The 21,152-nt window shown below is 55.7% G+C and carries 19 protein-coding genes; 9 read left to right on the top strand and 10 right to left on the bottom strand.

Annotated features, from left to right (window positions below):
- The first annotated feature begins 78 nt into the window (after positions 1-78).
- Positions 79-720: a hydrolase gene (locus PSSD_RS18845; protein WP_039328370.1), complete on the top strand. Its 642-nt coding sequence runs from the start codon at positions 79-81 to the stop codon at positions 718-720.
- Between the two features lies 1 nt (position 721).
- Here the strand turns inward: PSSD_RS18845 and PSSD_RS18840 are convergent, their stop codons facing one another.
- Complete coding sequence (locus PSSD_RS18840; RefSeq protein ID WP_058973271.1) at positions 722-1,624, bottom strand: LysR family transcriptional regulator; 903 nt, start codon at positions 1,622-1,624, stop codon at positions 722-724.
- Positions 1,625-1,719: 95 nt separating this feature from the next.
- On the opposite strand from PSSD_RS18840, the gene PSSD_RS18835 reads away from it, so the two are divergent.
- Positions 1,720-2,547: an SDR family oxidoreductase gene (locus tag PSSD_RS18835; RefSeq protein ID WP_058973270.1), complete on the top strand. Its 828-nt coding sequence runs from the start codon at positions 1,720-1,722 to the stop codon at positions 2,545-2,547.
- A gap of 217 nt (positions 2,548-2,764) precedes the next feature.
- Entirely contained in the window at positions 2,765-3,781 is a 1,017-nt protein-coding gene (locus PSSD_RS18830) for a zinc-dependent alcohol dehydrogenase family protein (RefSeq protein WP_058973269.1), read from the top strand.
- Between the two features lie 44 nt (positions 3,782-3,825).
- On the opposite strand, the gene PSSD_RS18825 is transcribed toward PSSD_RS18830, so the two are convergent.
- The 4 genes from PSSD_RS18825 to PSSD_RS18810 form a co-directional block, all read right to left on the bottom strand.
- A complete protein-coding gene (locus PSSD_RS18825; protein WP_039328376.1) occupies positions 3,826-4,605 on the bottom strand; it encodes an L-threonylcarbamoyladenylate synthase in 780 nt (259 codons plus the stop codon).
- Positions 4,606-4,865: 260 nt separating this feature from the next.
- Positions 4,866-5,798, bottom strand: a complete 933-nt coding sequence (locus PSSD_RS18820; RefSeq protein WP_058973268.1) for a hypothetical protein — start codon at positions 5,796-5,798, stop codon at positions 4,866-4,868.
- A 216-nt stretch (positions 5,799-6,014) separates the two neighbouring features.
- Positions 6,015-7,628, bottom strand: coding sequence for an FGGY-family carbohydrate kinase (locus PSSD_RS18815; RefSeq protein ID WP_058973267.1), 1,614 nt, complete (start codon positions 7,626-7,628; stop codon positions 6,015-6,017).
- Between the two features lie 19 nt (positions 7,629-7,647).
- On the bottom strand, positions 7,648-8,397 hold the full coding sequence (locus PSSD_RS18810) for an SDR family oxidoreductase (protein ID WP_058973266.1): 750 nt from the start codon (positions 8,395-8,397) through the stop codon (positions 7,648-7,650).
- A gap of 84 nt (positions 8,398-8,481) precedes the next feature.
- Between PSSD_RS18810 and PSSD_RS18805 the strand changes: the two genes are divergently transcribed.
- Complete coding sequence (locus PSSD_RS18805; RefSeq protein WP_439654609.1) at positions 8,482-9,501, top strand: LacI family DNA-binding transcriptional regulator; 1,020 nt, start codon at positions 8,482-8,484, stop codon at positions 9,499-9,501.
- Positions 9,502-9,646: 145 nt separating this feature from the next.
- Here the strand turns inward: PSSD_RS18805 and gorA are convergent, their stop codons facing one another.
- On the bottom strand, positions 9,647-10,999 hold the full coding sequence (gorA, locus tag PSSD_RS18800; RefSeq protein WP_058973265.1) for a glutathione-disulfide reductase: 1,353 nt from the start codon (positions 10,997-10,999) through the stop codon (positions 9,647-9,649).
- Between the two features lie 126 nt (positions 11,000-11,125).
- Between gorA and rnz the strand changes: the two genes are divergently transcribed.
- Positions 11,126-12,037 carry a ribonuclease Z gene (rnz, locus tag PSSD_RS18795; RefSeq protein WP_058973264.1) on the top strand — a complete coding sequence of 304 codons (912 nt, stop codon included), beginning with the start codon at positions 11,126-11,128 and terminating at the stop codon, positions 12,035-12,037.
- Here the strand turns inward: rnz and PSSD_RS18790 are convergent.
- Positions 12,034-12,849, bottom strand: a complete 816-nt coding sequence (locus PSSD_RS18790; RefSeq protein WP_058973263.1) for a CPBP family intramembrane glutamic endopeptidase — start codon at positions 12,847-12,849, stop codon at positions 12,034-12,036. The two genes, rnz and PSSD_RS18790, sit on opposite strands and share 4 nt — an antisense overlap.
- Before the next feature lie 105 nt (positions 12,850-12,954).
- Entirely contained in the window at positions 12,955-13,797 is an 843-nt protein-coding gene (locus PSSD_RS18785; RefSeq protein ID WP_058973262.1) for a 23S rRNA (adenine(2030)-N(6))-methyltransferase RlmJ, read from the bottom strand.
- A gap of 223 nt (positions 13,798-14,020) precedes the next feature.
- Here PSSD_RS18785 and prlC point away from each other — a divergent pair, with 223 nt between their 5' ends.
- Positions 14,021-16,063, top strand: coding sequence for an oligopeptidase A (gene prlC, locus PSSD_RS18780; protein ID WP_039328384.1), 2,043 nt, complete (start codon positions 14,021-14,023; stop codon positions 16,061-16,063).
- An 8-nt stretch (positions 16,064-16,071) separates the two neighbouring features.
- The gene (rsmJ, locus tag PSSD_RS18775; RefSeq protein ID WP_058973261.1) at positions 16,072-16,821 is read left to right on the top strand and encodes a 16S rRNA (guanine(1516)-N(2))-methyltransferase RsmJ; all 750 of its coding nucleotides are present in this window, start codon (positions 16,072-16,074) and stop codon (positions 16,819-16,821) included.
- Between the two features lie 98 nt (positions 16,822-16,919).
- Here rsmJ and uspA read toward each other — a convergent pair whose 3' ends face one another.
- Complete coding sequence (gene uspA / locus PSSD_RS18770; RefSeq protein ID WP_039328387.1) at positions 16,920-17,357, bottom strand: universal stress protein UspA; 438 nt, start codon at positions 17,355-17,357, stop codon at positions 16,920-16,922.
- Between the two features lie 421 nt (positions 17,358-17,778).
- Between uspA and uspB the strand changes: the two genes are divergently transcribed.
- Positions 17,779-18,114, top strand: a complete 336-nt coding sequence (gene uspB, locus PSSD_RS18765) for a universal stress protein UspB (protein WP_039328388.1) — start codon at positions 17,779-17,781, stop codon at positions 18,112-18,114.
- A gap of 44 nt (positions 18,115-18,158) precedes the next feature.
- On the opposite strand, the gene pitA is transcribed toward uspB, so the two are convergent.
- Positions 18,159-19,658: an inorganic phosphate transporter PitA gene (gene pitA, locus PSSD_RS18760; RefSeq protein ID WP_058973260.1), complete on the bottom strand. Its 1,500-nt coding sequence runs from the start codon at positions 19,656-19,658 to the stop codon at positions 18,159-18,161.
- Positions 19,659-19,866: 208 nt separating this feature from the next.
- Between pitA and PSSD_RS18755 the strand changes: the two genes are divergently transcribed.
- The gene (locus tag PSSD_RS18755; RefSeq protein ID WP_268810644.1) at positions 19,867-21,084 is read left to right on the top strand and encodes a BaiN/RdsA family NAD(P)/FAD-dependent oxidoreductase; all 1,218 of its coding nucleotides are present in this window, start codon (positions 19,867-19,869) and stop codon (positions 21,082-21,084) included.
- Positions 21,085-21,152: the final 68 nt, after the last annotated feature.

Below are 21,152 nucleotides of genomic sequence, written 5' to 3'. Positions count from 1 at the left end.
CTCTTCTTCGCCTCTTTCTCTAAAGTTTATTCCAGCAGCACAACACACAAATTTAACGATACCTTTGAGGAATAAATCATGTCTAAACTCGACCTGCTCGACCCACAGAACTCAACTTTGATCTTCATCGACCATCAACCGCAGATGTCTTTTGGTGTCGCTAACATTGATCGCCAGCAGCTCAAAAATAACACCGTTGCCCTGGCCAAAGCGGGCAAGATTTTCGACGTGCCGGTGATTTATACCTCCGTAGAAACCGAAAGCTTCAGCGGCTACATCTGGCCAGAACTGCTGGCGGTGCACCCGGAATCGAAACCGATTGAGCGTACTTCTATGAACTCATGGGAAGATGCCAAATTCGTTGAGGCGGTGAAGAAAACCGGTCGCAAGAAGCTGATTATCTCCGCGCTCTGGACCGAAGTGTGCCTGACCTTCCCGGCCCTGATGGCGCTGAAAGAGGGCTACGAAGTTTACGTAGTGACCGATACTTCTGGCGGCACCAGCGTCGATGCCCACGAACGTTCTGTGCAGCGTATGGTGCAGGCGGGTGCAGTGCCAGTGACCTGGCAGCAAGTGCTGCTGGAGTACCAGCGCGACTGGTCACGTAAAGAGACCTACGACGCAGTGATGGATCTGGTGCGCGAACACAGCGGCGCTTACGGCATGGGCGTGGATTACGCTTACACCATGGTGCACAAAGCGCCACAGCGTCAGGCTTGAGTCACGACCGGCGCGGCAGGCTGATTTTCAGCGCATCGATAAACAGCCGCAGCGCCATCGACTGATGCTGGTTGGGCGGGAACCACAATGCCATACCTGCCGACTGCACCCGCCAGTCAGCCAGTAGCTCGACTAACTGACCGGATTGCAGCGCTGTTTCGGCGTAAAGCGACGGCACATAAGCAATGCCCAATCCGCTGATGGCCGCACTGGTCATCAGCGCGTTGTTGTCCAGGGTGATAATGCCTGGCACCTCGATCTCACACCTTTCTCCTGCTTTCTCATACTCCCAGCGATAGCGTTTCCCACTGGGCAAACGATGCCGAATGCACTGTTGCTGCAATAAATCCTGCGGTTGCTGCACTAACGGATGTGCAGCCAGATAGGCTGGTGAAGCGACCGTCATAAAGCTCAGCGGGCCGCCTAAATGAATCGCCACCATATCCTGCGGCACATCTTCCACTAAGCGAATGCCGGCATCGAATCCGGCTGCGGTGATATCCACCAGCGCACCCTGGGCGGCGAAGTCGAGCTGGATGTTGGGATAGTCGCGACTGAAAGCGGGCACCACTTTTTCCAGCAGGATACTGATTGCCACGTCGCTGGCGCTGATGCGCAATATGCCCGCATGCTGCTGGCGGCGCGCGCTGACATCATGCAGTACCTCATCCATCTCATTCAGCAGTGGGGCGAGTCGATCGAGTAACTGTTGCCCGGCATCGGTAAGTGACACGCTACGCGTGGTGCGTTGAAACAGCTGTACCCCAAGGTTGTGTTCCAGCGTTTTCACCAGATGGCTGAGTGAAGAGCGTTTCAGGCCAAGCATCTCGGCGGCACGGCGAAAGCTGCGCTGTTCACCCAGCGTTTTAATGGCTTGCAGTTCTTGCCAGGAAGGTCTTCTCATTGGTGGTTTTTCCTCACCAGGTCATGCGCGATTGGGGAGATTATGACCACCAGTAAAGCGATCTACTATCAGGTTTTCAATAAGAGGAGGTCAAAATGAAAACCTGGTTAATCACCGGTGCCAGCAGCGGGCTGGGCCGTTTAATGAGTGAAGATCTGTTGGCGCGCGGCGATCGTGTGCTGGCCTGTGTGCGCCGCACCGCTGCGATGGCGGATTTGCAAGCGCGCTACGGCGAGCAGTTACAGGTCATCTCACTGGATCTGGCCAACACCGCCAGCATCGCGCCTGTGGCTGCCCAAGCCTTTGCACAAGTTGAGCGCGTTGACGTGGTGGTGAGTAATGCCGCCTACGGTTTGTTTGGCGCGGCGGAAGAGCTGAGTGATGCGCAGATTGATCGCCAGATCGCCACCAATCTTACCGGTTCCATCCAGCTAATTCGCGCGGTGATTCCGCTGTTACGCCAGCAGGGTGGAGGACGCATCGCGCAGGTTTCTTCTGAAGGCGGGCAGGTGGCGTATCCTAACTTTAGCCTGTATCACGCCAGCAAATGGGGCATCGAAGGCTTTGTTGAGGCGGTGCGTCAGGAGGTGGCCAGTTTTGGCATTGATTTCCTGCTGGTTGAGCCGGGCCCAACCGCCACTAACTTTGGCGCCGGGCTGGATATCGCCGAGGCGCTGGAGGCTTATCACGACTCGGCGTCTGGCCAACTGCGCCGCGCGATCTTGTCGGGTGATTTCGCCATCAAAGGGGATGCGGCAAAATCGGTTACCGCGATGATCGCCACGCTGGATCAAGCAGACATGCCGCTGCGTTTAGCCCTTGGCAGCACGGCTTACGACAACATCGAAGCGGCGCTGGAGCGTCGCTTGACGGAGCTGCGCGCGCAAAAAGCGATAGCCTATGGCGCGGATGTTTCGAGTTAACACGCTGAGGCGCAAACCGCACATTGTAACAGGCAAGGAGCGGGCATCGCTGCCACACTGATATGCAGTTTTTTCCTGGTGCGCATCAATGCGCACCCTACGACATGAAGGGTTGAGTTTATTGTGCACCCCATCACGCATAGGGTCGCCATCAAGCGTATCAACCCATTTGTAGGGTCGCCATTTATGGCGACCTTCGCCAAGGAGAACAGCAACCATGCAAGCGATGATCCTCAAACAACCTGGCGGTTTAGACCAGCTGCAACTCACCGATCTGCCCGATCCTGGCAAACCGGGTGCTGGCGAGATCCGCGTAGCGATCCACGCGACCTCACTCAATTTCCACGATCTGCTGGTGGCAAACGGATCGATCCCCACTGCGCAAGATCGCATCATGATGGCGGACGGCGCGGGCGTGGTGGAAGAAGTCGGCGCAGGCGTCACCGAATTTAAGCCAGGCGACCACGTGGTCTCCTGCTTCTTTCCGCAGTGGCAAGATGGTCTGCCTTTCGCGCAGGTCGGCAATTTTACCCAGACGCCGGGCGATGGTACTGATGGCTTTGCTGCTGAGGTAGTGGTGCGTCCGGCTCAGCACTTCACCCTGGCACCCCGTGGCTGGCGGCATGCGGAAGCGGCAACCATCACCACCTCCGGCCTGACGGCATGGCGCGCGCTGGTGGGTGATGCACAGATCAAAGCAGGGGACACCATCGTGACGCTGGGCACCGGCGGCGTGTCGATTACCGCACTGCAAATCGCGAAAGCGATGGGCGCACGCGTGATTGTCACCTCCTCTTCAGATGAGAAGCTGGCGAGGGCGCAAGAGTTGGGTGCTGATGCAGGTATCAACTATCGCAGCACACCGGAGTGGGGCAAAGCCGTGCAACAGCTCACTGATGGCAGAGGGGCGGATGTGGTGATTGAACTCGGCGGACCGGGCACCATGGCGCAGTCGATTGAGGCGGTGCGCGTGGGCGGCCATATTGCTTTGATTGGGGTGTTAACCGGATTCGAAGGTTCCGTGCCGACCGCGCAACTGATGGCGAAACAGGCGCGTATCCAGGGATTGATTGTCGGTCATCGCCGCCAGCAGCAGGACTTTGTGCGGGCGCTGGAGCAAACCGGTATTCGCCCGGTGATCAGCGACAGCTACGGTGCGTTGGGTGAGCTGCCTGCGGCCTTCCAGCATCAGCAAGCTGCGGGTCACTTCGGCAAAATTACCGTCGAGTGGTAACCCGTGTCGCCTGTTTCCTCTTGGAGGAAACAGGCTTCAACACATTAGTAGTAATCACCGTGGCGGTAATCCCATGATGGGAAGATATCTGACAGCAGCGCCATGATTTTATCGACATCCAGACCTTTGCGGATCAGCACCGGGCACGGCGTGATTTTGCGTTCACCGTTTTGTTGCGGGATCAGGCGGCCTTCGCTATCGACCATCGATACCATTACGCCTTGTTCGTAGCGTACTTTATTGGCGTCGTTAGGCTGAATCGATTTCACATAATCATTGGCTTCGATAATTAAATCAGCACGCGATGCAATACGCTCACCAATACCCTCAACTAAACCACGGTTACCCTGACCCGATGGATTGGCTGAACTGGCGAAAGAGAATTTCCCGTGATCTTCCCACAGCGCTTTTGCAATATTCTCACCAGGGCGACCAAATTTAATCACGAAGCAGCTGGTCTGGCGTCCATCCATCATCAGCTCTTTAGAGCCGTCATCCGGAATACGCGACAGCGCATCTTCGCGCCACGGTAAAATACAGCCCAGTAAAATATCTTGATCCCAATGTTGCTGATAAAGCTGATCAATTTCTGGCGTTAATTGCGCCAGTGAACGCAGTTGTTCCAGTGAGCCGCACAGCACCACGCCCGGCTTGTTGCGCTTGCGTTGCTTGGCTTCAAACTTGCGCTCCAGCCCGGCTTTATCGGAGGTCATGATGATGTAACCCACTTTGGTTGGGCTCACAATCATGCCGCCGTCTTGCGACAAAATCTCGATGGCTTCAGGCTGTAACCCGCCATTCCAGGTTATTTGTTTACCGCTCATGGATCTACCCTATCTGCGTATCAATAGTGAATATGCAGGACGATTACCTGCAGTGAAATTAAGGTATTAATTAACCCTTTAATGGATCTGGGATTAATTATTTTTGGAAAACCATGCTGGGGATAATAGTACGATAATTAAAGGTTTTGCAACTGATGAAAATAACGATGGAATGTATAGGGTTAATTTTAAATAACGCCTGAAAACTGTAGTGTTATTTAAAATTTGGCGCTGAAAAGCCTTTTCAGCGCCAGGGATAATTAAAACAGGATGGCGTGTGCCACACCGCGCAGTGCGATACCGAGGATGATACCCGGCACCGCGAAGCGGAACAGGCGAGGGAAACGGCTCGATAGCCCAAGGAAGATGCCAATGCCGGGCAGGTCAAAAGTCTGAATCAACAAACCGGCCGACGCATTGATGTTGTGGGCACTGTACAGACCTTTCTCCACTAACCCCGCCACCACGCCGTAGTAGGCGGTACCGCCTGCCAGACATTTGGTCAGTGCAGGCAATATGTAGACTTCGGAGATGTTGAGTTTATCCAGCAGCGGTGAGACCAGACGCGTGAGCATCTCAATCCCGCCGGACTCTTTCAAAATGCCCACCACGGACAGCGAGAGAATCAACATCGGCAGCGATCCCAGCGCCAGACGGATGGCATCGGCGCCTGAGCTGTTGATAATCGCAATCAGCCCCATTTTGCTTTCGTTGTTGGCGACCGCTTCGTCTTCATTCAACAGTGCGGCATCGGAGAGCTTGCGACCAAAGCAGTGATAGGTCGCCGCTGCTGCCAGCACGCCGCCACAGATGGAGATCAGCAGTGCCGCGCTCCAGTTCAGTCCTGCGGGTATCAACGGATAAAAGGCGTTGGCCTGACCCATGGCGAACAGCATGGCTAGCGTCGCCGCCATATGACGATCCGAGGTGCCGCGTTTTTCCATAATCGCTAATGCCGCCAGCGGTGCCGCGAAGCTGACGAAATTAAGCTGAATTAAGGCAAATAAGGCCAGCCCGGTAATACCTAACGGTTTTAATAACGGCGTGGAATGACGTACTACAAAATCCAGTACGCCTTTCACTTCCAGATATTTCATGATGAATAACATCACCACCATGATCGGAATAAGCGTATACAGTGCAACATCCACGGAAGCTTTGCCCGCGGACATAATAATATTGATGATATTCATGCCGGTTCCCGACGCCAAATCCACTGCTCACCCTGCGTCAACATTGTGCTCACGCTCCCCTTTCTGCCATTAAAAAACGCCAGCGCGAAGGGCGCCAGCAAAGGCAGAAATAGTAGCCCGGCAGACTACGCTTGAGTAGTGAAGAAAATGGATTTTATCTTGCGGGAAATGGGAGGAATAGGTCATTGAGCGCCGGACAATTTCCGGCGCGCAATATTAGTCTTCCTGCTGGCGAATATTACGCGCCGTGCTTTGCAGTAATTTAAATGCGTCATATCGGTGATGATGCAGTGCCGAAACTAATGGTTCGGGATGCCAGCTATTTTCCTGGGTGGTCATGCTTTGCATCGCTGAGGTAACGTCGCTATACAGTCCGCTGGCGGTGGCGGCCAGAATCGCTGAGCCCAGTAATACCGGTTCCGGGCACAGGGTCGATTGCACCGGAAGTTGGCAGCTGTCGGCTAACAGTTGGCGCACCAGCGGATGCTGCCCGGCACCGCCGCTGATCACGATTGAGCGGGTGACAATGCCTTTGCTGGTTTGGGCTTCAATGATCTGCCGCAGGCCATAGCCAAGGCTGCACAAGCCTGCGATATACAGCGAGATGAGACTCGCGACATCATTGTCCATGCCTAAACCGCAAATCACCGCGCGGGCATAAGGATCGCCAAAGGGGGCGCGATTGCCGGCGAACTCCGGCACGATATGCAGGCCTTCTACTAGCTGCACGGTTTCTGAGTCGCTGGGGGCGTTTTGCCGGGCCTGCTCCGCGAGATACACTGGCAGTGAGAGGCCCGCTGCATCAGCGGCCTGCTGCGCGATGACCGCAGCAGGATGCATTTCCAGCAGGCGATCGATGGCCGCGCCCGCCGCGCTTTGTCCTCCTTCGCTTAACCACAAGCCGGGCACCATCGCTGAGTAGTAAGGCCCCCACACGCCGGGCACAAAAGCTGCTTCGTGGGTCGGCGTCATGGTGCAGGATGAGGTGCCAAACACGTAAGCGAGTTTCTCTTCCGGGCGGCCATCCGCGCCCAGCGTTCCCACGCCGCCTGCATGGGCATCAATTAAGCCTGCGGCAATCGGTGTCCCCACGGGTAAACCAAAATCGGCGGCAGCTTGCGCGGTTAAGCCATTGCCGCAAGGCGTACCCGGTTCAACGATGCGCTGCCCAATACGGGCAAAGTTTTCCTGCGCGAATTCCGGCAGCCCGATGGCATTGAAGTAGTCCGCATCCCAGCGCTGCTCATGCGCCAGATAGTTCCATTTACAGGTCACCGTGCAGGAGGATCGCGCCGTATCGCCGGTGGCGCGCCAGCTGAGGTAGTCGGTGAGGTCAAAGAAGTGGGCCGCCTGCTGGAATGTCTGCGGATTGTGGGTCTTCAGCCACAGCAGTTTTGGCATCTCCATTTCCGGCGAGATGCGGCCACCAACGTAGTCGAGTACCGGGTGTGCGGTGGCATTGATGGCGTCGGCCTGCTGTGTAGCGCGATGGTCCATCCACACGATGATATTGCGTTCGGCATCGCCCTGCGCGCTGACGGGCAGCGGATGGCCATTGTCATCGATCACCACCAGCGAACAGGTGGCGTCAAAACCGATACCGGCTACGGCTTTAGGATCGATGGCGGCCGTTGCAATGGCCTCACGGATGCAGTGGCTTACCGCCTGCCAAATCTCATTGGCGGATTGCTCCACCACATTACCGTGCGCCCGGAAGGTGGTGATGCGCTGTTTTGCATGTCCCAACAGATTGCCCGCCCGATCAAACACCCCGGCACGGGCACTGGCAGAACCGACATCCACACCAATCAGATATTTTTCGTTGCTCATGCTGCTTCACCTCGAACGGTTACAGGTCAACACTGTTAGGGAGAATAACGATATCGCGCACGGTCACGCCAGGCGATCGCGTCACCATAAACAGCACCGATTCCGCGACTTCAATGGGCTGCATCAGGCTGCCGTTGGCCAGCGCGTCATCCAGCTTCTCTTGCGGCCAGTCATCAAGTAGCGCAGTGACCACCGGGCCGGGCAACACCGCACCGACTCGCACGCCATGCTGCGCCACCTGACGACGGGTTGAATGCACAAAGGCCTGCACCGCGAACTTCGACGCGGTATAGATGGGTTCCCAGACCACCGGCACCACGCCCGCAATGGAACTGGTGAAAATGATGTCACCCGATTTCTGGGCGATAAGATGCGGCAGCACCGAACGCACACAGCGGAAGGCGGCGCTGGTATTGAGTTTTAGCACCCGGTCCCAGATCTCGGGATCGCCTTCCGCCACCGGCCCGCCGATATAGGCTCCAGCGTTGGCGTGGAAAATATCCAGACGACCCGCCAGCTTGAGAATGTCATCGAGAATGCCGTCAACTTGTTTGCCGTCCATCAGATCAATCTGCAGCGCGAGTGCCTGAGGGCCCAGCTCCGCCACCAGCTGCTGCAACTTGTCTCCGTCGCGATCGATGAGAACGACTTTCGCACCGGCCTGAAGCAATACCTTGCTGCATTCAAGGCCGATTCCGGAAGCAGCGCCGGTGATGGCGGCGACTTTTCCGTTGAGAGGGTTATGCATGGAGAAGAGGTTCGAGTTCATCTTATAATCCTTTATCAATGGCGTTTTAGGTGGTGCTCAATCGATGAAGCACAACTATCACCCTCACTTCTAACCAGCAACAAAATGCGCAATAAAGGGATGGGTTCTGTGACGGGGATCGGCAAAAACAAGAAAACCACCATTTATGACCTGGCGGAACTCACAGGGGTTTCGGCAAGCGCGGTAAGCGCGATTTTGAGTGGTAACTGGAAGAAACGGCGCATCAGTGCCAGCACTGCCGAGAAAGTGAGCCGGGTTGCGCAAGAGCAGGGCTATGCGCTGAATCGGCAGGCCAGCATGCTGCGCACAACGCGCTCAAAAACCATCGGGATGATCGTGCCGAAATACGACAACCGTTATTTTGGCTCAATTGTGGAAAAGTTTGAGCAGATGGCGCGCGATCGTGGCTTGTTTCCGGTAATTACCTGCACGCAGCGCGATCCAGATTTAGAGCTGGAAGCCGCGCAAACCATGCTGTCCTGGCAAGTGGATTATATGGTGGTGACCGGCGCAACTGATCCGGATCGCATCACTGCACTGTGCCAGAACGCTTCCGTGCCTTCGCTCAATCTGGACCTACCCGGTTCGCTGGCTCCTTCCATCATTTCAGATAACTTCAATGGCGCACTGAGTCTGACGCGCACCTTGCTGGATAAATGCCCGCAGGCACTGATTTTTATCGGCGGACGCGCCAGTGACCACAACAGCAAAGAACGTCTGCGAGGCTTCTTGCTGGCGCATCAGGAACGCCAAATTGCGGTGCCGGAAGAGAACGTGCTGCTGTGCGGTTATGAGCCAGAAAAAGCGCAAACCGCGTTGAAACGTTACTTTCAGCAGCATCCTGTCGGGCACTTTGGTCTGTTTGTGAATTCGACGATTTCGCTGGAAGGGGCGGTTCAGTTTCTGCGCGCGGAGAATCTGTTAACGGATGATAAGCATCCCGTCATCGGCTGCTTTGACTGGGACCCGTTTGTGGCGCTGCTGTGCAAAGACATCACCATGGTGAAACAGGATGTGGCAAGCATGATGGACAGGGTGTTTAGTTTGATTGAGAGCGGTGAGCAAGCGATTCAGGTGGTGGAAGTGCCGGTGCTGCAGATATAAAAAAGGCGGAATTCATTCCGCCTTATCTCTGGTCGCCATAAATGGCGCACTGCTCGTCAGTTTAACGCTTTCCGATCGCCATAAATGGCAACCCTACGGCGATCGTGCGAGGTTTTCGTAGGGTGCGCATTGATGCGCACCAGGATTACCGCATGGTAACGAACTCTTCCGCCGCCGTGGGGTGAATCGCCACGGTGTTGTCAAAGTCCTTCTTGGTGGCTCCCATTTTCAGCGCCACGGCGAAGCCTTGCAGCATCTCATCCATACCGTTGCCAATACCGTGGATACCGACAATCTTCTCTTCCGGTCCAACGCACACCAGCTTCATACGACATGGCTGGCGATGCTGCGTGACGGCGGTGTACATGGCGGTGAAGGATGATTTATACACTTTTACCTGATCGTCGCCATACTGCTCGCGCGCCTGAGGCTCGGTCAGGCCAACAGTACCAATCGGCGGATGAGTAAACACCACGGTCGGCACGTTGCTGTAGTCCAGATGCTCGTCCGGCTTATTGTTGAACAGACGTTCAGAGAGACGACGGCCAGCAGCCACCGCCACCGGTGTCAGCTCGACGGCACCGGTGTTGTCGCCCACTGCATAGATGCCTTTCACGTTGGTATTCTGGAACTTATCCACGTTGATATAGCCTTTCTCGTTCAGCGCAACGCCGGTCACGGAGAGGTTAAGGTTATCGGTGGCCGGTTCGCGACCAATCGCCCACACCAGGCAATCAACGGTTTGCTCATGGCCGTTTTCCAGTTGCAGCGTCAGGCTGCCGTCCGCATTTTTGATCACCGCTTTTGGAATCGATTCGGTGTGCAGCGTCGGGCCTTCGGCTTGCATCACTTCCACCAGCGTATCAACGATCAGCGGATCGAAGCTGCGCAGCGGCGCATGCTTGCGCACAAACAGGTGGGTTTCTGCTCCCAGTGCGTTCACCACGCCCGCCAGTTCCACGGCGATATAGCCGGCGCCGACCACTGCAACACGTTTTGGCAGCGCATCCAGCTCAAAGAAGCCATCGGAATCGATACCGTATTCTGCGCCAGGTACGTGCGGGTGGCTCGGACGGCCGCCCGTGGCAATCAGGATATGGTCGGCGGTGAGGGTTTCACCGTTCACTTCCACGGTGTTGGCATCAACGAAGCGCGCGAAGCCTTTGATCACTTCAACGTTATTTTTCCCCAGCACGTTATCGTATGAGGTGTGAATACGATCGATATAGGCGCTGCGGTTCTTCACCAGCGTTGACCAGTCAAAGCGATTCACGGTGGTGTCGAAACCGTAATCCGGGCCATACAAGTGGATGGCTTCAGCAATCTGTGCCGCATGCCACATCACCTTTTTCGGGACGCAGCCCACGTTGACACAGGTACCGCCCAATTCTTTCGCTTCGATCAAGGCGCACTTCTGGCCATGCATCGCTGCACGGTTAATGGAGGCGATACCGCCGCTGCCGCCGCCAATCGCGAGGTAATCAAAATGTCGGGTCATCCGGAATGTCCATCTGTTGGAAGAAAATTGGCATAGAGTGTAACGCTGCTTGCGCAAGCGGCGCAAAGGTTCAGCCTATGATTATGATAGGGTGTTATTCAGGTTTCGCTCACAGGGAAGAAAACTATGAATCTGACTTTTCTTGGCACTGGCGCGGGTGCGCCGAGCCTGCAACGCAACGTCACCGCCATTGCGCTGACGCTGTCGAAACGCGGTGACACCTGGCTGTTCGACTGCGGTGAAGCGACCCAGCATCAGTTTATGCGCTCCGCGCTTAAGCCCAGCAAGCTGGCAAAAATCTTCATTACCCACCTGCACGGTGACCACATTTTTGGCCTGCCGGGTTTGCTCACCAGCCGCTCAATGGCGGGATTACTGGAGCCGATGACCATTTATGGTCCGCAAGGTATCAAACAGTTTATCGAGACGGCGCTTAGCCTGAGCGGCTCTTACACCAGCTTTCCGCTGGAGATAATCGAAATCGAAGCCGGTGAGGTATTGGATGACGGTGAATTCCGCGTCACCGCCTATCCGATGAATCATGTGGTGGAGTGTTATGGCTACCGCATCGAACAGCATGACAAACCGGGTTTTCTGGATGCACCACGGTTAAAAGCCGAGGGTGTGCCGCGTGGGCCGTGGTATCAGGATTTAAAACAGGGCAAACGCATTCAACTGGATGATGGACGTGAAATCGACGGTGCGGCGTATCTTGGGCCCGCCACCAAAGGCAAAGTGGTGGCGATTTTTGGTGATACCGGCCCTACCGATGTGGCACTGCAGTTGGCCGCCAACGCGGATGTGATGGTGCATGAAACCACGCTGGAAGCGGCACTGGCCGAGAAAGCCAATGGTCGCGGCCACTCCACCACGGTCCAGGCAGCCGAAGTGGCCAGGCTGGCGGGGGTGAAGCGCATGATCGCCACGCATTTCAGTTCGCGCTATGTGTCGAGTGATCGGGAGAGATTGCTGGCGGAGTGCCAGTCGGTGTTTATGGCTACCGAGCTGGCACGTGATTTCGCAGTATTCGAGATTTAATGCTGTAACGCGGGGTAGGTGAAGAACAGCAGATGCGTCAGGTTCAGCAGAAAATGCACGCCGGTGGCGACCCACACGCGTCCGCTCCAGTGCCACGCCAGGCCATATATCAGGCCAGCCAGCGTGGCGAAAATCACCAGCAACATGCCGCCGGGGAAGTGTGCCAGGCCAAACAGCAGTGAGGCGATTAATAGTGCTGCCACGCCACCGATTTTCTGCCGCAGACGCTGTTGCAGATAGCCACGGAAGAAGGCTTCCTCCGCCAGCGAGACAAAAAACAGGTTCGCCAGCATAAAGCTGCCGAGCCATTCAGGCCAGTGCGGCTCAATCGCCAGTCCACCCAACAACACGGCGACATACAGCAGTAGCGGGATCGCCGCTAACAGCAGCAGCCAGAGGATCTTGTGCGCAGGGGGAAACTTCTGTGCGCGGAACAGCGTCGGCAACGCCGCCAGCAGTACAAACGGAATCAGCGCTTTATCGAAGTTGTAGTAGAAGCTGAACGGCACGCTGTTGGGGCCAGCCTGTAAGTCTTCGATCTGGCGTGGGTTGTTGAAACCGGGCAGCAAGTGCAGGAACAAGCCGCCCGCGATCAGCACCAGTAAGGCTTCGCTAATCAGCAGCACGGCGCGGTTGGTGGGGTTTTCCACTCGAACCCATGCCAGCAACGCGATTGCACCCAGGATGGCAATCGCTGGCCAGTCGAGCACGTCCTGGAACAGGCCCATCAGCGTCGTCAGCAGCAGCAACAGGACGGCGAGACGCTTGGCAGGCGACAGCACCGTGAGCGCGCCAGCCAGAATGATCCACATAACAAGGGTCCTTTGAAAGAGAGGCGGCTCGGGCGACCCAAGGGCCGCACCCTACAAATCATCTGTAGGGGCGAGCCTTGGCACGCCCGTTGGCAAGGGATGTGTTTACTCGGGTACGATCTGCGTCACGCTGTAATGGCCCGTACCTGCTGGCACCAGCTTCTGATGCAGCCAAGGCAGCAGCTCTTCCATCTGCGCTTTCAGCTTCCACGGCGGGTTAATCACGATCATGCCCGAGGCAGTCATGCCGCGCTGATCGCTATCTGGGCGCACCGCCAGTTCAATCTGCAGAATGTTGCGGATGTTGCTGGCTTCCAGGTCTTTGACCATGTGTTTGATCTGCTGGCGCAGCACCACCGGATACCACAGCGCATACACCCCGGTGGCAAAACGCTTGTAGCCTTCCTGAATCCCTTTCACCACATCCTGATAATCACTTTTCAGCTCATACGGTGGGTCAATCAGAATCAAACCACGGCGGCTCAGCGGTGGGAGTTTGGCTTTCAACTGTTGATAGCCGTCACCACGTGCCACGCGTGCGCGGCCGTCTTTACTGAATTCGTTGCGCAGCAGCGGGTAATCGCTGGAGTGCAGTTCGGTCAGTTCCAGCTTGTCGTCTTCGCGCAGCAGATGGCGTGCGATCAGCGGCGAGCCGGGATAGTAGCGCAAGGTGCCATGCGGGTTGAGGTTGCGCACCGCAGAAAGATAGGGCTTCAACAGCTCTGGCGTGTCCGGCTGCTGCCAGATGCGCGCAATGCCTTCCAGATATTCACCGGTACGCTCGGCGTGCTCTCCGCTCAATTGGTAACGGCCGGCACCGGCATGCGTATCCAGATACAGGAACGGTTTCTCCTTCTCCATCAACGCGGTGAGGATCAGGCTTTCAACGGTATGTTTGAGCACGTCGGCATGGTTGCCGGCATGAAAACTGTGGCGATAACTGAGCATAAAAAAGAGGGGTCCGCGGTTGGATCAAAAGGAGTAAAAAAACATCGTGTGTGGCGCGATTATAGCCGTGCTGCGTAAAAATTGCTGACGTTTTGGCGCTCGCGCTTTTTTCTTCGTCGGTCCATCCTTAGTGGCATTGATTTTCAGGCTCTCTGACCGCATGTTAGAAAGATTGCGTCGCGCGAATCTCGCGCCCGAACACTACGATGAAAGGACTGCGCTTATGACCAATCCGTTACTCACCCCTTTTTCGCTTCCGCCATTTTCCGCCATCAAACCTGAGCACGTGGTTCCCGCTGTCACTGAAGCGCTGAACAACTGTCGTGCCGAAGTGGAACGCGTGGTGGCGCAGGGTGCGCCTTACACTTGGGATAATTTAGTGCAGCCACTGGCTGAAGTGGATGATCGTCTGGGCCGTATTTTCTCCCCCGTCAGTCACCTGAATTCGGTTAAAAACAGCCCGGAACTGCGTGAAGCCTACGAGCAGACGCTGCCGCTGCTGTCAGAATACAGCACTTGGGTAGGCCAGCATGAAGGCCTGTATCAGGCTTACCGTGATTTAAAACAGGGCGACAGCTATGCCGCGCTGGATATCGCACAGAAGAAAGCCGTCGATAACGCGCTGCGTGATTTCGAGCTGTCTGGTATCGGCCTCGATAAAGAGAAGCAGAAGCGCTATGGCGAAATCGCGGCGCGTCTGTCTGAACTGGGTTCGACCTACAGCAACAACGTGCTCGACGCTACCATGGGCTGGAACAAGCTGATCACCGATGAAGCGGATCTGGCGGGGATGCCAGAGAGCGCGCTGGCGGCGGCAAAAGCGCAGGCCGAAGCTAAAGAGCAAGAAGGCTGGCTGCTGACGCTGGATATCCCGAGCTATCTGCCGGTGATGACCTACTGTGATAACGCTGCCCTGCGCGAAGAGATGTACCGTGCGTACTCGACGCGTGCGTCTGAACAAGGTCCGAATGCCGGTAAGTGGGATAACGGTCCGGTGATGGCGGAAGAACTGGCTCTGCGTCACGAACTGGCACAACTGTTGGGCTTCGACTCCTTTGCCGATAAGTCGCTGGCTACCAAAATGGCGGAAAACCCGGCACAGGTCATCGACTTCCTGACCGATCTTGCCAAGCGTGCGCGTCCTCAGGGTGAGAAAGAGTTGGCACAGCTGCGTGCCTTCGCCAAAAAAGAGTTTGGCGTTGATGAGATGAACCCGTGGGATCTCACCTATTACGGCGAGAAGCAGAAGCAGCATCTGTACACCATCAGCGATGAGCAGCTGCGCCCGTATTTCCCAGAAGAGCGTGCGGTCAGCGGCTTGTTCGAAGTGGTAAAACGCATTTATGGCATTACGGCGAAAGAGCGCAAAGACGTCGATGTTTACCATCCGGATGTGCGTTTCTTCGATCTGTTTGATGAAAGTGGTGAGCTGCGTGGCAGTTTCTACCTCGATCTCTACGCGCGTGAGCACAAACGTGGCGGCGCCTGGATGGATGATTGTGTCGGCCAGATGCGTAAAGCCGATGGCAGCCTGCAGAAGCCAGTGGCGTACCTCACCTGTAACTTCAATCGTCCGGTGCAGGGCAAGCCTGCGTTGTTCACCCATGATGAAGTGACCACGCTGTTCCACGAATTCGGTCACGGTCTGCATCACATGCTGACGCGCATCGAAGCGCCTGGCGTATCGGGCATCAGCGGTGTGCCATGGGATGCGGTCGAACTGCCGAGCCAGTTTATGGAAAACTGGTGCTGGGAGCCGGACGCGCTGGCGTTTATCTCCGGCCATTACGAAACCGGTGAGCCGCTGCCAAAAGATCTGTTGGATAAGATGCTGGCAGCGAAGAACTATCAGGCGGCGCTGTTTATCCTGCGTCAGCTGGAGTTCGGCCTGTTCGATTTCCGTCTGCACACTGAATTCAATCCAGAAAAAGGTGCGCAAATCCTCGAAACGCTGCGTGAAGTGAAGAAGCAGGTTGCCGTGGTGCCAAGCCCAGAGTGGGGCCGTTTCCCACACGCCTTCAGCCACGTGTTCGCGGGCGGTTACGCTGCCGGTTACTACAGCTATCTGTGGGCGGATGTGCTGGCGGCCGATGCTTACTCTCGTTTCGAAGAAGAGGGCATCTTCAACCGTCAAACCGGTCAGTCGTTCCTCGATAACATCCTGACGCGCGGCGGTTCAGAAGAGCCAATGGAGCTGTTCAAACGCTTCCGTGGCCGTGAACCGCAACTGGATGCGATGCTGGAACACTACGGAATTCAGGGATAAGCCTGCTTGTGAATATCGGTTTAATCGATGAAACAGGCGCCGGAGACGGCGCCTTATTACATCTGGCGCAGCGCTGGGGTTTGCAGCATGACGATCAGTCCGTGATGGCGCTGGTGCTGACGTCGGAGCATCTTGAGCTGCGCAAACGGGATGAGCCGAAACTAGGCGGCATCTTTGTGGACTTCGTTTCTGGTGCCATGGCGCACCGCCGTAAGTTTGGCGGTGGTCGGGGTGAAGCGGTAGCGAAAGCGGTGGGCATCAAAGGTGGTTATCTGCCGGATGTGGTTGACGCAACGGCGGGGCTGGGGCGTGATGCTTTTGTGCTGGCAGCGTTAGGTTGCCGCGTACGCATGCTGGAGCGCCATCCGGTGGTCGCCGCGTTGCTGGATGATGGCTTACGCCGGGGATATGAAGATGCTGAGATTGGCGGCTGGCTGCGTGAACGGCTGACGTTGCTGCATGTGGTGAGCCAACAGGCGTTGAGTGATATCACACCCGCGCCGGATGTGGTATATCTCGACCCGATGTATCCGCATCGTCAGAAGAGCGCGCTGGTGAAGAAAGAGATGCGCGTGTTTCAGTCGCTGGTGGGGCCGGATGAAGACGCTGATGCGTTGCTGGAACCGGCGCGACGCCTGGCCAAAAAACGCATCGTGGTAAAACGCCCGGATTACGCACCGCCGTTAGCGGGTGTGGAAACTCAATCTGCAGTGATCACCAAAAGCCATCGGTTTGATATTTATCCGCCATTGGTTTAATGCTTTCCTGTTAAAAGGTCGGCATAAATGCCGACCCTACGGATGTCATGGTGCGTGGTAGGGGCGGCATTTATGCCGACCTAACAGACGGTTGCGGCTTATTCGTCGTCTGCATCACGCAGCGGCACAATCAACATATCAATGTGCACGGTGTTGATCAGCTGACGTGCTGAAGACATCAACTTGCTCCAGAAATCCTGATGGTGTCCACACACCACCAAATCCACATCATACTTTTTAATCGCATCCACCAGCACCTGGCCAAGATCGCCGCTGCCGCTCAGGGTTTCACTGATCGGATAACCGGCGTTAGTTGACAGCTCTTTCAAGGCGGTGTGGGTCTCTTCGGAAATGCGCTTCTGCATGTCACCCAGGTTGACGTCAATCAGCCCGGTGTAGAGGTCTGAATAGTTCACATCAACGTGGATGAGAGAGATTTTAGCGTCGTAGGGGCGGGCCAGCGAAACGGCTTTATCAACCAGCAACTGGCTTTCCGGGGAAAGGTCTACTGCAATCAGGATGTGTTTATAAGCCATGATAAAACTCCTTTCTCAAGATTCTGGGGGCAACCCGAAGTTTGCCTTCACGGCGGGCGTTGTCCTTTGCGCACAATGGCGATGAAGCGCCGCCAGCCACAATTTATGCCTACAGGCGTATGTTGTTATGTTTTGAGTATAGCCAGAGTTGTTAACAAATGCTGCAATCTGCGGCTCGCTTGTGAGGAAGATCAAGCGCTATCGCGATTTTCACTCGCGGTGAACGAAAATCATCGCTGGAAAAAAATTGAACAGATCTCCTACACTGAAAATGAGTGCCACCGCCGTCTGGGTTACGCGCTCGGGCTCGCATAACAACAATGCAATTCGATTCATCTGTGGCTGGTTTATTTCCCGTGGGGCGTCTACAGCATTTCCCCGCTGCATTCGACGTCATTGCGGCTCCAGCTGGGAGGGGAACATGATCAGCACTATCGCGCTTTTTTGGGCTCTGTGTGTGGTTTGTCTGGTGAATATGGCGCGCTACTTCTCTTCTTTGCGCTCGCTATTGGCTGTGCTGCGCGGTTGTGATCCGCTGCTGTATCAATATGTGGATGGGGCGGGGTTCTTCACGTCTCATGGCCAGCCCAGTAAGCAGGTGCGGCTGGTGCGTTATATCTGGGATAAGCGCTATCGCGATCATCACGACGACGAATTCATTCGCCGCTGCGAGCGCGTGCGTGGGCAGTTTGTGCTGACCAGTGGGCTGTGTTTTCTGGTGGTGGTGAGCCTGATAGCCATGGCGATCTGGCAATAAAAAAGGGCGACATTGCTGTCGCCCCTCTGTTTTCTACGGATGGCTTAAATAATCTTCAGGGCAATCCAGTAGAGCGAACCTGACAGCACAATACACACCGGCAGGGTGAACACCCATGCCATGGCGATATTTTTGATGGTGCGGCTTTGTAAGCCACCGCCATCAACCAGCATGGTGCCAGCAACCGATGACGACAGGATGTGCGTGGTCGACACCGGCATACCGGTATAACTGGCGATACCAATAGAGACCGCAGCGGTGACCTGTGCCGACATGCCCTGCGCATAGGTCATGCCTTTCTTACCGATTTTCTCGCCGATAGTGGTCGCCACACGACGCCAGCCAATCATGGTACCGATGCCCAGCGCTAACGCCACCGCCATGATGATCCAGACCGGTGCGTACTCCACGGTGCCCAGCAGATCGCCCTTCAGCTTGTTGAGGAAGCGCTTATCATCAGCACTGGTCTCCGGCAGCTTCGCCGCGCGGTCAGCGGTATCCGATACGCACATCAGCAAACGACGCATCTGGCTACGCTGATCAACGGTCAGTTGATCGTAGCTGTTCAGATTAGCCAGCAAGCCTTGTGCGCGGTCGATAGCCTGAAGGGCACGACTGCTGTCGCAATGGAACTCATGCGGACCGCCCACTGACTCTTCCGGCGTCGGCACCACAGGGGGCGCCATCTGCACGATGTGCGTCAGAGAATCACCATGCTGCTGATAGTACTGCTGCAGATGATTAACGGCATCACGTGTTCGGGTGATGTCATAACCGGAGGCATTCATGTTCACCACGAAACCGGCCGGTGCTACGCCAATCAGCACTAACATAATCAGGCCAATGCCTTTCTGACCATCGTTAGCACCGTGCGAGTAGCTCACGCCGATTGCTGAGACAATCAGTGCAATACGTGTCCAGAACGGTGGCTTCTTCTTGCCATCGATCTTTTCACGGTCTGCAGGGGTCATGTGGATACGCGAACGTTTCGTGGTGCCGCTCCAGTAGCGACGCAGCAAGAAAATCAGCGAACCCGCAATCACCAGTCCGACAATCGGTGACAGAATCAGAGAAAGGAAAATATTGATCACTTTCGGCAGGTTGAGCGCGTCAACCACCGAGGTGCCGGTCATCAGGGCATTGGTGAGACCAATACCGATAATGGCGCCAATCAATGTATGCGAACTGGAGGCCGGTAAACCCAGATACCAGGTACCCAGGTTCCAGATAATGGCTGCCAGCAGCATGGAGAACACCATGGCAAGGCCATGTGCGGAACCGACGTTCAGTAGCAGATCCGTAGGCAGCATATGCACGATGGCATAGGCCACACTCAAACCGCCCAGCAAAACGCCTAAGAAGTTGAAAACACCAGCCATCACAACCGCCAACTGCGCCCGCATCGCACGGGTATAAATGACAGTAGCGACTGCGTTAGCCGTGTCGTGGAAACCGTTGATTGCTTCATAGAACAATACGAACAGCAGAGCAATAACCAAAAACAGGCCGGTGCTTAGGTCAAGACCAGCAAACAGATGCAGCATAAACGTTACGCCATTTTGGAGGACATGAACGCGGCGCATTATCTGCGACAACACGCATGATGTGAAAGGAAAATATAGTCCCTTTTTGTCTTAAAATTGCAATGTAAGCACTAAGACAAGGCAAAAAGGCTGAAAAATAAGGCAGTTACATTATGACACATTTGCGGCATTTTTTTGACGCTGGCGCGAATTGCCGCAGATCTCTACAATCAGCGCCTTTCAATCAGGTGGGTTAAGAGCTGTGGACAAGTTTGACGTTATCATTATTGGTGCAGGCGCTGCCGGCATGTTCTGCGCAGCGCAGGCAGGACAGTTAGGTCGCCGCGTGCTGCTGCTGGATAACGGCAAAAAGGCCGGGCGTAAAATCCTGATGTCGGGCGGTGGTCGTTGTAATTTCACCAATATGTACACCGAACCGGCGGCATATCTTTCGCACAATCCGCATTTCAGTAAATCGGCTTTGGCACGCTATACCCAGTGGGATTTCATCGATCTGGTGAACCGCCATGGCATTGCCTATCACGAGAAAACCCTCGGCCAGCTGTTCTGCGATGATTCGGCCCAGCAGATTGTCGATCTGCTTTTAAAAGAGTGTGAAGCCGGACAGGTGACGTTGCGTTTGCGTAGCGAAGTGCTGAGCGTGGCACGTGATGAGAAAGGTTACACGCTGCAACTCAACGGCTCAGAGGTTCAGGCGGAAAAACTGGTGATCGCCAGCGGTGGATTATCGATGCCGGGGCTGGGTGCTACGCCATTTGGCTATAAAGTCGCCGAACAGTTTGGCCTGAAAGTCTTCCCGACACGCGCCGCGCTGGTGCCTTTCACGTTGCACAAGCCGTTGCTGGATCAGCTAAACACGCTGTCGGGCGTGGCATTGCCGACCACGATAACAGCACAAGACGGCACGCTGTTTAAAGAAGCGATGCTGTTTACCCATCGCGGTTTGTCCGGCCCGGCGGTGCTGCAAATCTCCAGCTTCTGGCAACCTGGGGAATTCGTCACCATCAACCTGTCACCGGAAACCTCGCTGGAAGATTTTATCAACGTGCAGCGCGAGGCGCATCCCAATCTCAGCCTGAAAAATAGCCTGGCGAAAATCTTGCCGAAGCGGCTGGTGGAAGTGCTGCAGGAGTTGAAGCAGATCCCGGATGTCACCTTGAAGCAGCTTAACAGCAAACAGCAGGGTGAACTGGTGAATACGCTGCATCAATGGCGCGTGCAGCCCAACGGCACCGAAGGGTATCGCACGGCGGAAGTGACTCTGGGCGGTGTGGATACCACCCAGCTTTCATCAAAAACCATGGAAGCGCGCGACGTGCCTGGACTGTACTTTATCGGCGAAGTGGTGGATGTCACCGGTTGGCTGGGCGGGTATAACTTCCAGTGGGCATGGAGTTCAGCCTGGGCGTGCGCGCAGGCGCTGTAAATATCTGCACCCTGGAGACGGTCGCCATAAATGGCGACCCTACAAGGAAAATGTAGGGTGCGCATTTA

Origin of the sequence: Type-D symbiont of Plautia stali (genome assembly GCF_001485335.1) — a bacterium.
Taxonomy (GTDB): Bacteria; Pseudomonadota; Gammaproteobacteria; order Enterobacterales; family Enterobacteriaceae; genus Pantoea; species Pantoea vagans_C.
This window is presented reverse-complemented; position numbering and strand designations above follow the sequence as displayed.

Excerpts from the sequence above, each read along its gene's own strand:
- PSSD_RS18845 (WP_039328370.1), top strand. The coding sequence starts at position 79 with ATGTCTAAACTCGACCTGCTCGACCCACAGAACTCAACTTTGATCTTC.
- PSSD_RS18840 (WP_058973271.1), bottom strand. The coding sequence starts at position 1,624 with ATGAGAAGACCTTCCTGGCAAGAACTGCAAGCCATTAAAACGCTGGGT.
- PSSD_RS18835 (WP_058973270.1), top strand. The coding sequence starts at position 1,720 with ATGAAAACCTGGTTAATCACCGGTGCCAGCAGCGGGCTGGGCCGTTTA.
- PSSD_RS18830 (WP_058973269.1), top strand. The coding sequence starts at position 2,765 with ATGCAAGCGATGATCCTCAAACAACCTGGCGGTTTAGACCAGCTGCAA.
- PSSD_RS18825 (WP_039328376.1), bottom strand. The coding sequence starts at position 4,605 with ATGAGCGGTAAACAAATAACCTGGAATGGCGGGTTACAGCCTGAAGCC.
- PSSD_RS18820 (WP_058973268.1), bottom strand. The coding sequence starts at position 5,798 with ATGAATATCATCAATATTATTATGTCCGCGGGCAAAGCTTCCGTGGAT.
- PSSD_RS18815 (WP_058973267.1), bottom strand. The coding sequence starts at position 7,628 with ATGAGCAACGAAAAATATCTGATTGGTGTGGATGTCGGTTCTGCCAGT.
- PSSD_RS18810 (WP_058973266.1), bottom strand. The coding sequence starts at position 8,397 with ATGAACTCGAACCTCTTCTCCATGCATAACCCTCTCAACGGAAAAGTC.
- PSSD_RS18805 (WP_439654609.1), top strand. The coding sequence starts at position 8,482 with ATGCGCAATAAAGGGATGGGTTCTGTGACGGGGATCGGCAAAAACAAG.
- gorA (WP_058973265.1), bottom strand. The coding sequence starts at position 10,999 with ATGACCCGACATTTTGATTACCTCGCGATTGGCGGCGGCAGCGGCGGT.
- rnz (WP_058973264.1), top strand. The coding sequence starts at position 11,126 with ATGAATCTGACTTTTCTTGGCACTGGCGCGGGTGCGCCGAGCCTGCAA.
- PSSD_RS18790 (WP_058973263.1), bottom strand. The coding sequence starts at position 12,849 with ATGTGGATCATTCTGGCTGGCGCGCTCACGGTGCTGTCGCCTGCCAAG.
- PSSD_RS18785 (WP_058973262.1), bottom strand. The coding sequence starts at position 13,797 with ATGCTCAGTTATCGCCACAGTTTTCATGCCGGCAACCATGCCGACGTG.
- prlC (WP_039328384.1), top strand. The coding sequence starts at position 14,021 with ATGACCAATCCGTTACTCACCCCTTTTTCGCTTCCGCCATTTTCCGCC.
- uspA (WP_039328387.1), bottom strand. The coding sequence starts at position 17,357 with ATGGCTTATAAACACATCCTGATTGCAGTAGACCTTTCCCCGGAAAGC.
- uspB (WP_039328388.1), top strand. The coding sequence starts at position 17,779 with ATGATCAGCACTATCGCGCTTTTTTGGGCTCTGTGTGTGGTTTGTCTG.
- pitA (WP_058973260.1), bottom strand. The coding sequence starts at position 19,658 with ATGCTGCATCTGTTTGCTGGTCTTGACCTAAGCACCGGCCTGTTTTTG.